Source organism: Kitasatospora sp. NPDC087271 (assembly GCF_044744605.1).
In the GTDB taxonomy this organism is placed as follows: Bacteria; Actinomycetota; Actinomycetes; order Streptomycetales; family Streptomycetaceae; genus Kitasatospora.
The window spans coordinates 166,106-178,549 of sequence record NZ_JBIUYQ010000006.1; the positions used below are offsets into that span (position 1 = coordinate 166,106).

12 protein-coding genes are annotated in these 12,444 nt (G+C 74.2%); 8 read left to right on the forward strand and 4 right to left on the reverse strand.

Annotated elements, in window-relative coordinates; all coding sequences use genetic code 11:
• Positions 1 to 126 precede the first annotated feature (126 nt).
• A complete protein-coding gene (locus ACIO9K_RS12840) occupies positions 127 to 450 on the reverse strand; it encodes a hypothetical protein (RefSeq protein WP_363585606.1) in 324 nt (107 codons plus the stop codon).
• 395 nt (positions 451 to 845) lie between these two features.
• Between ACIO9K_RS12840 and ACIO9K_RS12845 the strand changes: the two genes are divergently transcribed.
• Positions 846 to 2,468: a cytochrome bc complex cytochrome b subunit gene (locus tag ACIO9K_RS12845; RefSeq protein ID WP_400329598.1), complete on the forward strand. Its 1,623-nt coding sequence runs from the start codon at positions 846 to 848 to the stop codon at positions 2,466 to 2,468.
• 78 nt (positions 2,469 to 2,546) lie between these two features.
• Here ACIO9K_RS12845 and ACIO9K_RS12850 read toward each other — a convergent pair whose 3' ends face one another.
• Complete coding sequence (locus ACIO9K_RS12850; protein WP_350881931.1) at positions 2,547 to 2,945, reverse strand: cytochrome C oxidase subunit I; 399 nt, start codon at positions 2,943 to 2,945, stop codon at positions 2,547 to 2,549.
• Between the two features lie 243 nt (positions 2,946 to 3,188).
• Between ACIO9K_RS12850 and ACIO9K_RS12855 the strand changes: the two genes are divergently transcribed.
• The 3 genes from ACIO9K_RS12855 (at position 3,189) to ACIO9K_RS12865 (ending at position 5,885) form a co-directional block, all read left to right on the forward strand.
• Positions 3,189 to 3,800, forward strand: a complete 612-nt coding sequence (locus tag ACIO9K_RS12855) for a TetR family transcriptional regulator (RefSeq protein ID WP_363629662.1) — start codon at positions 3,189 to 3,191, stop codon at positions 3,798 to 3,800.
• A 27-nt stretch (positions 3,801 to 3,827) separates the two neighbouring features.
• Positions 3,828 to 5,378: an FAD-dependent monooxygenase gene (locus ACIO9K_RS12860; RefSeq protein WP_400329216.1), complete on the forward strand. Its 1,551-nt coding sequence runs from the start codon at positions 3,828 to 3,830 to the stop codon at positions 5,376 to 5,378.
• 69 nt (positions 5,379 to 5,447) lie between these two features.
• Positions 5,448 to 5,885 (forward strand): YchJ family metal-binding protein, encoded by a 438-nt coding sequence (locus ACIO9K_RS12865; protein ID WP_363585609.1) that lies wholly within the window; start codon positions 5,448 to 5,450, stop codon positions 5,883 to 5,885.
• Positions 5,886 to 5,912: 27 nt separating this feature from the next.
• Here ACIO9K_RS12865 and ACIO9K_RS12870 read toward each other — a convergent pair whose 3' ends face one another.
• On the reverse strand, positions 5,913 to 6,890 hold the full coding sequence (locus ACIO9K_RS12870) for a polysaccharide deacetylase family protein (protein WP_400329219.1): 978 nt from the start codon (positions 6,888 to 6,890) through the stop codon (positions 5,913 to 5,915).
• Positions 6,891 to 7,101: 211 nt separating this feature from the next.
• Between ACIO9K_RS12870 and ACIO9K_RS12875 the strand changes: the two genes are divergently transcribed.
• On the forward strand, positions 7,102 to 7,623 hold the full coding sequence (locus ACIO9K_RS12875; RefSeq protein WP_400329222.1) for a GNAT family N-acetyltransferase: 522 nt from the start codon (positions 7,102 to 7,104) through the stop codon (positions 7,621 to 7,623).
• Here the strand turns inward: ACIO9K_RS12875 and ACIO9K_RS12880 are convergent.
• A complete protein-coding gene (locus ACIO9K_RS12880; RefSeq protein ID WP_363621882.1) occupies positions 7,620 to 8,510 on the reverse strand; it encodes a carbohydrate kinase in 891 nt (296 codons plus the stop codon). The two genes, ACIO9K_RS12875 and ACIO9K_RS12880, sit on opposite strands and share 4 nt — an antisense overlap.
• 378 nt (positions 8,511 to 8,888) lie before the next feature.
• Here ACIO9K_RS12880 and ACIO9K_RS12885 point away from each other — a divergent pair, with 378 nt between their 5' ends.
• From ACIO9K_RS12885 to ACIO9K_RS12895, 3 genes are all read left to right on the forward strand, one after another.
• Positions 8,889 to 10,409, forward strand: coding sequence for a M1 family metallopeptidase (locus ACIO9K_RS12885; RefSeq protein WP_400329226.1), 1,521 nt, complete (start codon positions 8,889 to 8,891; stop codon positions 10,407 to 10,409).
• A 352-nt stretch (positions 10,410 to 10,761) separates the two neighbouring features.
• Positions 10,762 to 11,286, forward strand: coding sequence for a SigE family RNA polymerase sigma factor (locus ACIO9K_RS12890; protein ID WP_363585614.1), 525 nt, complete (start codon positions 10,762 to 10,764; stop codon positions 11,284 to 11,286).
• Complete coding sequence (locus ACIO9K_RS12895; RefSeq protein ID WP_363621886.1) at positions 11,273 to 12,136, forward strand: hypothetical protein; 864 nt, start codon at positions 11,273 to 11,275, stop codon at positions 12,134 to 12,136. Before ACIO9K_RS12890 ends, ACIO9K_RS12895 begins: the two co-directional genes overlap by 14 nt.
• Positions 12,137 to 12,444 lie beyond the last annotated feature (308 nt).

The window sequence follows — 12,444 nt, forward strand, 5'->3', positions numbered from 1 at the left end:
GAACGCCCCGGACACGAAGGTCCAGGGCGCTTCGACTTAGCTTAGGCAAACCTTAGAGCCGCCGTGGTCAACAGCACCCCCCGTTCAGGTAAGGGTTCGGTATGAGGGCTGCCGAGCCGGCCCGGCTCAGCCCCACCACTGCTCCGGCACCGTCTCCGGCTCCGCCGGCACCGCCACCGGTGCGGCGGCGGGCGTCACCAACAGCTCGCCGCCGGCCGTCTCGGCGACCAGGTAGCCGCACTCGCGCAGCACGACGGCGACCGCACCGCTGACCGCCTCGCGCGCCCCCCGGGAGGGCGGCCCGTCCGGCCCCTCCCCCGGCGACCAGCCGACCGCCACCCCCGGCGGCCGATGGCCGATCCGCAGCAGGGACGGGCCCGGCCCGGCGTCGATCCCGGCGCGGGCGAGGGCCGCGGTGACGTCCTCGAAGAGTTCAGGGTGATCCACCATTGGCGCAGCGTAGGCCCGGGATCGCGCGACCTCCGGACGCGGCGCGCGCCGAAACGGTTCAGCGGCACCCGGGCGCAGCACCGCCACCCGTCCGGCGGCCGATCGGACGTCAGGACCCCCCGTCCGGCCCGACACGAGCGGCCGTACGGACCGATGGACGTGCACAGTCGGCCCCCTGCCGACAGCATGACAGAGTAAGCGCTCCATCACCCTGAGCAACGGGCCAGTGGGTCACCCGCTCCGCGTGCCGGTTCAGCCGGCGGGCCCGTATCGAGAGGTCCCATGATCACAACACTTCGCCGGCCGGCGTCTTTGCCGGCGGGCCTCCAGCCCGGCACGCCGAGGACGCCGGGGAGTCCGTCGTGAGAACCGACCAGCAGTCGCAGCCGGGACCGGTGACCAGCACGCGCGCCAACCCCGCGAACAAGGCCGAGGCCCTGGCCGACTGGACCGACGGCCGGGTCGGCATCTACTCCCTGGCCAAGGCCAATCTGCGCAAGATCTTCCCGGACCACTGGTCCTTCATGCTGGGCGAGATCGCGCTCTACACCTTCGTCATCATCATCATCACCGGCGTCTGGCTGACCCTCTTCTTCAAGCCGAGCATGGGCGAGGTCATCTACGACGGCTCGTACGTCCCGCTCAAGGGCATCCAGATGTCGGAGGCCTACGCCTCGACCATCGACATCAGCTTCGAGGTCCGCGGCGGCCTGCTGATGCGCCAGGTCCACCACTGGGCGGCGATCGTGTTCGTCGCCTCGATGCTGACGCACATGATGCGCGTCTTCTTCACCGGCGCGTTCCGCAAGCCCCGCGAGATCAACTGGGTCTTCGGCGCACTGCTGCTCTTCCTCGGCATGTTCGACGGCTTCATGGGCTACTCGCTGCCGGACGACCTGCTCTCCGGCACCGGCATCCGGTTCATGGAGGGTGCCGTCCTGGCCGTGCCGATCGTCGGCTCGTACCTGCAGTTCTTCATGTTCGGCGGCGAGTTCCCCGGCCAGGACATCGTGCCGCGGCTGTTCACCGTGCACGTCCTGCTGATCCCGGGGGTCATGGTCGGCCTGCTCGCGGCACACCTGATCCTGGTCTTCTACCACAAGCACACCCAATTCGCCGGGCCCGGCCGGACCAACGACAACGTGGTCGGCATGCCGCTGATGCCGGTCTACATGGCCAAGGCCGGCGGCTTCTTCTTCCTGGTCTTCGGCGTGGTCGCGTTCATGTCGGCGATCGCCACCGTCAACCCGATCTGGGCCTACGGCCCCTACCGGCCCGACCAGGTGTCCACCGACGCCCAGCCGGACTGGTACATGGGCTTCTCCGAGGGCCTGGTGCGCGTGATGCCCGGCTGGGAGATCAGCGTCTGGGGCGGCCACACCCTGAACCTCGGGGTGTTCGTCCCGCTGATGGTCTTCCCGACCGTGCTGCTGATCATCTGGTGCTACCCGTTCCTGGAGGCCTGGGTCACCGGGGACCGCGGCGAGCACCACATCGCCGACCGGCCGCGCAACGCACCGGTGCGCACGGCCTTCGGCGCGGCCTGGATCGGCCTCTACCTGATCCTGCTGGCCGGCGGCGGCAACGACCTGCTCGCCACCCACTTCCACCTGTCGATCAACGCGATCACCTACGCGGTGCGCACCGGATTCTTCGTCGTGCCGGTGGTCGTCTTCGTGGTCACCAAGCGGTGGTGCCTGGGCCTGCAGCGGCGCGACAAGGAGAAGGTGCTGCACGGCCGGGAGACCGGCGTCATCAACCGGCTCCAGCACGGCGAGTTCGTCGAGGTGCACGCCCCGCTCCCGCTGGGCCGGATGTACACCCTCACCGCGCACGAGCAGCCGCAGCCGGAGGACCTGCCGCCGGAGGTGGACGAGAACGGGGTGGTCCGCAAGGCCGGGCTGTTCGCCCGGACGAGGGCCAAGCTGTCCCGCGGCTTCTACGGCGAGGGCAGCCAGATCGCCAAGCCCACCGCCGAGGAGCACCAGGAGATCAGCAGCGGCCACGGCCACCACTGATCCCCGCGCACGCCCGAGGGCCCGCTGCGCCGTCATCGGCGCGGCGGGCCCTCGGGCGTGCCGGCGGATCGGCCCGGCTCAGGCCCGCAGGGCCGCCGGGACGACGGCGAACAGCGCCGCCGCCAGGGTGACGGAGAGGCAGAGCGCGGCCCAGCGGGCGCAGATCCGGCGGCACTCGCTGCGGTAGCGGGCGGCCAGCCGGCGGCAGCGCTCGACGGCGCGGTCGACGACCTCCTCGGCGTAGCGCAGCCGGTCGGCGGCGTAGGCCTGCTCCAGGCTCTCCCGCTCCGCGGCGGGCAGCCACGGGAACTGCCCGGCGAAGGCCCGGGCGTCCCGTTCGGCCGCCGCCACCTCGGCCTCCCAGGCGAGATAACCCTCCAGCCGGGCGATCTCCGCCCGGGCGTTCACCCGGCCGCCCGCGACGGGCCTGCCCTGCCGAGGGGTCCGCGCTCCCGGCGGACGCTGTCTGCCACCCATGACCGCTCCTCATGTCCTGTCGAGGTGTGCTGTCGAACCGTCCCGCCGAACCGGCGCGGGAGACCGCTCCGCAACCAGGCCACTACTATCAGTGACCAACCGGGTGGGCAGGGCGACTCGCCGAGCCGCCGCGCGACTCCTCGCAACCCCGCCGGGGCGGATCCGCCCGGGGTGTCGGATCCGAAAAAGTTGCGTGCCACGCAGTCTTGCGCGGCGCGCAGACTTCCGGGGAGAGTGGTGGTCATGACGAAGAGTCAGATCGGTCTGCGGGAACGAAAGAAGGCCGCGACCCGGGAGGCGCTGAGCTGGGCCGCACTGCGCCTGGCGGTGGAACGGGGCCTGGAGAACGTCCGGGTCGAGGACATCGCGGCCGCGGCCGGGGTGTCGCCGCGCACCTACAACAACTACTTCTCCAGCAAGGCCGAGGCCATCGTCTCCCGGCACTGCGACCGCATCCGGCTCGTCGGCGAGGCACTGAGCGAGCGGCCCGCGGCCGAACCGCTCTGGGAGGCGCTCACCCGGGCCACCCTCGCGCCCTTCGACGGCGCGGCGGAGCAGCCGGACCCGCGGTGGACCGCCGCGGTGCGGCTACTGCTGCGCGAACCGGCCCTCCAGGCCGAGCTGGCCCGCGCCGGCGCGGACGCCGAGGCCGGGCTCACCGCGGCGGTGGCCGCCCGGACCGGGGCCGACCCCGGCGGCCTCCACCCCAGACTGGTCGCCGCCGGCGTCCTGGCCGCGCTCAAGGCGGCCAGCGACGTATGGCTGCGCGCCGACCCGCCGGTACCGCTCCAAACGCTCCTGGCGGAGGCACTGCGGCAGCTGGCGGCCGGCCTCCCCGAACCGTCGTCTTCGTGAACTCACCGTCGCACAGGGGGATTTACCATGACCCACGATGTCATCATCGCCGGCGCCGGCCCGAACGGGCTGATGCTGGCCTGCGAACTGGCGCTGGCCGGAATCCGGCCGGTGGTGCTGGACCGGCTGGCCGAACGTTCGTCGGAGCAGAAGGCGAACGGGCTGGTCGGCCAGGTGATCCGGCTGCTGGACCACCGCGGCCTGTACGAGCGGCTCGGCGGCCCGGGCGCCCCGGTCCCGGTGCCCCGCTTCGTGTTCGGCGCGTTCCCGCTGGACCTCCGGGAGCTCGACGGCAACCCGCTGTACGCCCTGCCGGTGCCGCAGCACCGGATCGAGCAGGCCCTGGCGGAGCGGGCCCGCGAACTCGGCGTGACCGTGCACCACGGCCGCGAGGTCACCGGCCTGAGCCAGGACGCGGCGGGGGTGACCGTCGAGGTCCTCGGACCGGACGGGCCGGAGCGGCTGCGCGCCCGCTACCTGGTCGGCGCCGACGGCGGCCGCAGCACCGTCCGCAAGCTGGCCGGGATCGGCTTCCCCGGGGTCACCTCGCCCGACCCCGTCGCGCGCATCGCCCACGTGCGCCCGCCCGAGGGGCTGCGGGTGCTCGACACCGGCGAGGTGCTGCTGCCCGGCTGCCCGACGCCGTTCCGCCCGTTCACCCACACCCGCACCGCGCACGGCGTGTTCGTGCTCGCCCCGATGGGCCCGGAACTCGCCATGATGGCCACCATGGAGTGGGCCGGCCCGCCCGTCGACGAGACCGTGCCGGCCACGCTGGACGAACTGCGCGCCAGCGTCCGCCGGGTGACCGGCGCCGACCTGCCGCTCGCCCCGGCCGACACGCCCGGCGCGCACACCCCGCGCCGCCAGGTCGGGCACAACACCCGGCTCGCCGAGCGCTACCGCGAGGGCCGGGTGCTGCTGGTCGGCGACGCCGCGCACGTGCACGCCGCCACCGGCGGTCCGGGCCTCAACCTCGGACTCCAGGACGCCGCGAACCTCGGCTGGAAGCTGGCCGCCGACCTCCAGGGCTGGGCCCCGCCCGGCCTGCTGGACAGCTACCACCGCGAGCGGTACCCCATCGGCGAACGGGTCTTCATGCACTCGCAGGCCCAGATGGCCCTGATGTCCCCGGGCCCGGCCGTCACCGCCCTGCGCGCCCTGTTCGGCGAGCTGCTCGCGTACCAGGACAACCTCGGGCGGATCGCCGCGCTCATGGCGGGCAGCGACGTCCGGTACGACACCGACTGCCCGCACCCGCTCGCCGGCGGCTTCGCGCCGGACCTCCCGCTGACCACCGCCGCCGGCCCCACCCGGCTCGCCGAACTGGCCCGCGGCGGCCGGGCCCTGCTGCTCGACCTCGCGGAGGGCCCGCCACGGCTCGCCGACCTCGCGGCCGGTTGGAAGGGCCGGGTGGACGTGCTCACGGCCGACTGCCCGCAACCGCCCGCCGGCGCGCTGCTGGTACGCCCGGACGGCTACGTCGCCTGGGCCGCCGCTCCCGGGGAGGAGGATCCGGACGGGCTGCTGCGCGCGCTGCACGCCTGGTTCGGCGAACCGGACTCCGCCCGCTGCTGAGCACCCGCACCCGGACGCCCCACCGGCCCCGGTCGGGGCGGCCGGGGCCGGAGGGAGAGAATGGACCGCATGTCCCGACGTCACCCCGCGCCCCGCGCCGCCGCCTCCGCGCCCCGGCTGCTGCCCTCCTCCCCCTGCCCCTGCGGCCTGCCCGCCGCCTACGGCGACTGCTGCGGGCGGCTGCACCGCGGCCAGACGGCGGCCACCACCGCCGAGTCCCTGATGCGCTCGCGGTACAGCGCCTTCGCCGCCCAGGACGAGGCCTACCTGCTGCGCACCTGGCACCCGGACACCCGGCCCGCCGAGGTGGACTTCGACCCGGCGCTGCGCTGGACCGGCCTGGAGGTGGTGGCCACCACCGAGGGCGGCGCCTTCCACGCGGAGGGCACGGTCGCCTTCCGGGCGCACTGGACCGAGGGCCGCGAGCAGGGCGTGCTCACCGAACACAGCCGGTTCGTCCGGCACGAGGGCGCCTGGGTGTACCTCGACGCCCTCTCGCTCGGCTGACCCCCGGGGGCCCCGACGGGCGAACTCCTACAGGTAGTCGTCCAGCCGGCCGAGGGCGAAGCCCTGCGCGGTGACGTCGTTGACGACCTTGCGGAGCAGGTCCGGCATCGAGGCCTTCCAGAGGTCGGTGCCCCGGAAGTGGGTGAGGATGATGTCGCCCGAGTGGAGCTTGCGGTCGTCGTAGCGCCACTCCATGTGGTCCGGGAAGGCCTCCTCGTTCCACAGCGGCACCGCCTGGACCCCGCAGGACGCCGCCGCGCGCAGCGTGTCGTCGTTGTACTCGCCGTACGGGGGCCGGAACAGCCGGGGGCGGACGCCGATCTGCTTCTCCAGCTGGTCCTGCTGACGGCAGATCTCGTCGCGCTGGGCCTCGTAGCCGAGGACCTTCAGGTTGCGGTGGTTGATGGTGTGGTTGTTGATCTCCACCCCCTGGGCGTGCAGGTCGCGGAAGTAGCCGTAGTTCTCGCGGGCCAGGTAGTCGGAAACGTAGGTGCTGAGCGGGATGCCGAGTTCGTCGGCCATCCGGGAGAACTCCGGGTCCTTCTCGGAACCGTCGTCGACGGTGAGGAAGACCACCTTCTCGTCGGTCGGCACCCGGTAGACCACCGGCGGCCGCCCCTCCTTGAGCTTCACGCCCTGCGACTGGGCCAGCACCGGCCTGGTCGCCGGGCGTGGCGGCGCCTTCAGCGGCGGGGCCTCCAGGCCCCAGCGGTGCGCGGTCTCCAGGGCCGCCCGGGTTTCCGACTCCCGGCGCGCGACCGCCTCGGTGCCGGCCTCCTCCTCCTTGCGGGCCAGGCCCGGCAGCACCGGCAGCGCCTCGGGCGGGCGGCCGACCCCGTGTTCGACGACGGGCACGGCACCCGGCGCGGGCGGGACGACGGCCGGCCGCGCGGGGTCGGCCGGCCCCGCGCAGCCGGCGGCGACGGCGGAGAGGCAGACGGTGGCCAGCAGACCGGTCCGCACACCCGCCCGAGCGCCGGCGCCGCGCCCCTGAATCCCTCTCAAACCCGCATTAATGCGATGATTTGATGATCTGTTCATAGACGCACTGCTCCCCCGCAGCGCACCCCCGCCAACCCCCTCATCACCCGTGCGGGGCAACGACGCGCCGGGCTCCTTGCCCTTCCTTTGCCGAACCGGCCGGGCACCCGAGCCGACCGGGCGGCCGTGCGAAACCCGATTGCGGACCGGGCCCGCGACCACCGATCATGCGCCCATGACCGACACCGCGCCCCGCACCGCCCGCCTCTGGTCCGTCGCCACGGCGGACGTCACCGCACCCGAGGCCCTGGCCCTGCTGCGCGAGTACTACTACGACGTGGCCAACCGCTACTACCGCCTGCACCTCGGCCGCGAAGGCACCCCCGAGGAACTGGAGTCGGGGCTGGCCGGATCCCCCAGCGACGACCTCGCCGCACCGGACGGCCTCTTCCTGCTCGGCCACTACGACGGCGCGGCCCAGTCCTGCGCCGGGCTGCGCCGACGCGACGCCGACACCGTCGAGCTGACCCGGGTGTTCGTCCGCCCCGGCCTGCGCGGCACCGGCGGCGGCGCCCGGCTGCTCGCCGCCGTCGACGAGGCCGCCCGCTCGCTCGGCGCCCGGCGGATCGTCCTCGACACCCGCCTCGACCTGGTCGAGGCCCGCTCGCTCTACACCCGCCACGGCTACCGCGAGATCCCCGCCTACAGCAGCGGCCCGTACGCCCAGATCTGGTACGGCAAGGAGCTGGCCGGCTAACCCGTCCGCGTCAGGGCGGCCGTCAGCTCCGCCGTCGAGGGCGGGTTGGCGCCGGGGCGGGAGACCGTCAGCGCGGCGGCCGTCACCGCCTGGGTGAGGCAGCCGGCGAGGTCGGCGCCGGCCGCGCGGGCGTGCAGGAAAGCCGCCGTGAAGGAGTCCCCGGCGCCGACGGTGTCGGCGACCGGCACCGGAACGGCTGCGGCCCGCGCGTGCCCGCCCCCGGCGGTGAGCGCGAACGCGCCGTCGGCGCCCAGGGTCACCGCGACCACGGCCGGGCCGAGGGCGAGCCAGCGGCGCGCGACCGCCTCCGCGTCCTCACCGGGGTAGAGCCAGGCCAGGTCCTCGTCGCTCGCCTTGACCACGTCGCTCAGTGCCACGCAGCGCTCGACCCGCCGCACGGCCCGCGCCCGCTCACCCATCAGCGCGGGGCGCACGTTCGGGTCGTAACTGATCTGCGCCCGGCCGCGCCACCGCTCGACCAGCGCCAGCACCGCCGCCGCGCCCGGGTCGGTGACCGCCCCGATCGAGCCGAGGTGGATCGCGCCCGGCGCTTCGGCGAGTTCGGTCGGCGGCAACGTCCAGCCGATGTCGAAGGTGTAGCGCGCCCGCCCCTGCCCGTCGAGACGCACCACGGCCGAGGGGGTCCGCGCCACCCCGGCGGCCCGGACCACCACCCCCACCGACTCCAGGTGCGCCCGGATCAGCCGGCCGTTGGCGTCCTCCCCGAGCTGGGTGAGCAGGGTGGCGGGCCGCCCCAACCGGGCCAGGCCGTAGGCGACGTTCGCGGGGCTGCCGCCGGGGTGGACGGTGTCCGGGGCGCCATCCGTGCGGACGATGTCGGCGACGCACTCGCCGATCACCAGAACGTGCGAATCGGGGCTGGTCACGGCGGCTCCTGGCATCCGGTACGCGGGCGTCGTCTCGGCCGCCAGCCTACGGGGTGCGCCCGGGCATGAAGGACGGCCGCCGGACCTGGCCAGGTTCTCCGACGGCCGTGGCCTCGTCCGTCAGGGGGCGAAGCACTTCGAACGTTAGCCAGCGCGCGGCGGCCCCGCCATCGCTGTAGGCCGTCCGGGGGATCCTCGTGTCGACAGCCGTCCGGGCGGCGGCGCCTGGCGGGCGCCCCGGTCCGCTAGGGTCCGTGCCCGGTGCGTCGCGCACATACCGCCGCCCGGCCCCGCTCCTCACCGGGGCTCCCGAAGCCAGGACTCCCGAAGCCACGAGTCCCCCAGCCAGGCCCCCGAGGCCACGACTCCCGAAGTGCGGTGATCGCCCTGTCCAGGCCCCGTGTCGGCCTCGTCCTCCCGCTCGTGCTCAGTGCGGTGCTGCTGTCCGCCGGCACCCCGGCCGCCACCGCCGCGGACGGCCTCGGCGACCCGGTCTTCCCCTCACTCGGCAACAGCGGGTACGACGCGCTCGCCTACGACCTGTCGTTCGACTACCGCGCCGATACCCGCACGGTCGACGCGACCGCGGTGATCACCGCCCGGCCGTCCCGCACCCTGGCACACCTGGAGCTGGACGCGCTGGGCCTGACCGTGCGCGCCGTCCGGGTCGACGGGCGCCCGGCGGGGTTCGCCGCCCACGACGAGAAGCTGACCATCACCCCGCCCCGGCCCCTGCACCGCGGCACCACCGCGCGGCTGACCGTCGAGTACACCGCCGACCCGCGCGCCAGGCTCCCGCACACCGGCTGGGTCCCGACCCCGGACGGCTTCGCGGTGGCCGGCCAGCCGGACAGCGCGCACACCGTCTTCCCGTGCAACGACCACCCCAGCGACAAGGCCCGGTTCACCATCGCCGTCACCGCGCCCGACGGCCTGCTGGGCGTCGCCAACGGGGAGTTGACGCAGACCGAACGGCTCGGCGACGGCCGGACCACCCGGCGCTACGCCTCCCGCGAGCCGATGGCCACCGAACTGGTACAGGTCTCCGTCGGGAACTACACCGTCCGCGAGCGCACCGGTCCGCACGGCCTGCCGCTGCGCGACGTCGTCCCGACCGCCCGGGCCGCCGACCTCGAACCCGCCCTGGCGCTCACCGCCGGCCAGCTGACCTGGGCCGAGCAGCACCTCGGGCCGTTCCCCTTCGAGACCTACGGCCTCCTGCCGGCCGACACCGACGACCCCGCCGCGTTCGGCTTCACCGGCCTGGAGACCCAGACCCTCACCCTCTACAAGCCGAACTTCCTGCGCCAGCCCGAGTCCGCGATCGGCTCGCACCAGATGCACGAGCTGGTGCACTCCTGGTTCGGCGACAGCGTCTCCCCCGCCAGTTGGGCGGACCTGTGGCTCAACGAGGGGCACGCCGACTACTACGCCCTGGTCTACCGCTACGAGCGCGGCTGGCCGGACGCCTGGGGCCACACCACCCTGGTCGACCGGATGCGGGCCCTCTACGGCCTCGGCGACCAGTGGCGGCACGACTCCGGACCGGTCGCCGCTCCCAGCGCCGCCAAGCTCTTCGACAGCCAGCGCTACACCGGCGGCGCGCTGGTGCTGTTCGCGCTGCGCGAGCGGGTCGGCGCCGAGACCTTCGACCGGATCGAGCGCACCTTCCTGCGCGAGCACCGGTACGGCACCGCCACCACCCGGGACTACCTGCGCACCGCCTCCGAGGTCTCCGGCCAGGACCTCTCCGGCTTCCTCACCGACTGGCTGTACGGGCTGCGCACCCCGCCGATGCCCGGCCACCCCGACTGGACGGTCACCCCGGTGACCTCGGACCCGGCGGCCGCCGCCCGCGGTGTCCCCACCGAGGCGCCGCACGGCTCCGGGACGCTCTGACCCACCGCCACCCGGTCGGCCCGGTCCGTGGGTCCGCCGCCCCCTGCGTCCCACCCGTACGCCCCTGGCGCGCCGCATCGTGCGCCCGGACGCCCCGTGAGCGCCTCTGGCCGGACGGGCCCGACGCGGCCATCGTGGTGCCCACGGCCCGCCCGCCGCCCGGCCGAGTCCCGGCCGGCTCGCGGGCCGTCCAACCTCCCCGCGCCGGCCGGCCGAAAATCCCCGTGCCCGGAAGACAACCCGAAACACCGTCCAGCACGTTCATCAGCTGTGAGTAGGACACCACGATCGCGGCCCAGCAGGCCGCCACGGCTGACAGGGACGACACGGACACCATGGCGGGGACGGCGGGATGAGGGATGGCACACCGGACTTCGAGGAGTTCGTCTCCGCCTGCGGCCCGAAGATGCTGCGGGTGGCCTGGCTGTTGACCGGCGACCCGCACCAGGCGGAGGATCTGCTGCAGACCGCGCTCGCCAAGATCTGGCCCAAATGGGACCGGATCTCCATCGACCGGCCCGAGGCCTACCTGCGCAAGGTGCTGGTCAACTGCAACGTCTCCTGGTGGCGCCGCCGCTGGACCGGCGAACTGCCGCACGGCGAACTGCCGGAGCCGCCGCCGGCGAGCGCGGACCCGTACGAAGGGGTGGTGCTCGGAGAGGTGGTCGCCCAGGCCGTCCGCGCCCTGCCGCCGCGCCAGCGGGCCGTGGTGGTGCTGCGCTTCTTCGAGGACCTCAGCGTCGAGGAGACCGCCGAGGTCCTGGGCTGCAGCACCGGCACGGTCAAGAGCCAGACGCACCGCGCGCTCGCCGCGCTGCGCGGCCGGCTGCCGGCCCGGGAACTGCTGCTGGCGGGGGGACCCCGTGATCGGTACTGACCTGCTGGACCCGGACGACCCGAGGCCGGACGGCGGTGAGGGCGAGGAGCTGCGGATCCTGCTCCACCAGGCCGTACCGGAGCTCGCCACGCCCGAGGACCGGATGGAACGGGTGCGCGCCCGCGCCATCGGCACCCGGCGCCGACGGCGGGCCGCCGGGCTCGGGGCCGGACTGACCGCCGGGCTGGTCGCCACGGCGCTGGCCGCCGCGCCCGCGATCGCGCCCACGCCGGAGCGCGGAGTGGGCGCGGGACTGGGGACGGCTGCGGGACCGGGGGTGACCGGACCGGCCGAAACGGTGCCGGGCGGGGTACCGCCCGCTCCGACGATCGGCCCCAGCGCGACACCGACCACGATGCCGACGCCCGGATCGCAGGTCCACTTCTCGTCGTACCCGAACCTGGCGCTCGACCTGCCGAGCGGCTGGTACAGCCAGAGCACCTTCAACGGCGACCCCCGGAACGGCATCGGCTACCTGGCCACCGGGCCGATCAGCCCCACGTCCCCCTGCCGGACGGCGGGCATCGCCTGCCCGTCCAACACGCTGCTGCCCGTCGGCGGCGCCCTCCTCTCCCTCCGGCTGGTGGACCAACCGGACCTGGTCGGGAAGTTCACCAGCTCATTGGCCGTCACCTCCGACATCACGCTCGACAAGGAATGCCTCACACGCGGCGGCACCCGAGAGCTCATCGGCCATCGGGCCGTCGCCCGGACCGGCACGCTGGTGCTGATCCAGCTGACGGCCTGCCTGCGGGAGCCGTCGCACGTGACGATCCAGCAGGTGCAGCAGGTGCTGGACTCGATCCGGACCTCCGAGGGGAACACTCCCTCCTCGACCACGACCCGCTGAGGACCGTCCGGGCCGACCTGGCCGACCTGGGCTCAGTGTCAGTGGCTCCTGCTAGCGTCCCGAGCACGATCAGAGAACGGGGGTCCTCTCATGGATGGCGAGCGGCGACGGGTAGCTGCCGGGGGCTGCGACCGGTGGACGGCGCGGTGGTACGGCGCGGGCGGCGGGGCGGCCCTGCGCGGTGCGGACGCCCGGCCGATCACCGGCGGGCTGATACCCGGGGTCGGGTCGGTCTCCTCGGGTGCCGCCGGGCGGGCGTTCCACCGGTCCTGACGCGGCCGTGACACGGCGGTGCGGGCCCGGTGCCG

Coding starts and splice junctions, on each gene's coding strand:
- ACIO9K_RS12840 (WP_363585606.1), bottom strand. CDS start 450: ATGGTGGATCACCCTGAACTCTTCGAGGACGTCACCGCGGCCCTCGCC.
- ACIO9K_RS12850 (WP_350881931.1), bottom strand. CDS start 2,945: ATGGGTGGCAGACAGCGTCCGCCGGGAGCGCGGACCCCTCGGCAGGGC.
- ACIO9K_RS12855 (WP_363629662.1), top strand. CDS start 3,189: ATGACGAAGAGTCAGATCGGTCTGCGGGAACGAAAGAAGGCCGCGACC.
- ACIO9K_RS12860 (WP_400329216.1), top strand. CDS start 3,828: ATGACCCACGATGTCATCATCGCCGGCGCCGGCCCGAACGGGCTGATG.
- ACIO9K_RS12865 (WP_363585609.1), top strand. CDS start 5,448: ATGTCCCGACGTCACCCCGCGCCCCGCGCCGCCGCCTCCGCGCCCCGG.
- ACIO9K_RS12875 (WP_400329222.1), top strand. CDS start 7,102: ATGACCGACACCGCGCCCCGCACCGCCCGCCTCTGGTCCGTCGCCACG.
- ACIO9K_RS12890 (WP_363585614.1), top strand. CDS start 10,762: ATGAGGGATGGCACACCGGACTTCGAGGAGTTCGTCTCCGCCTGCGGC.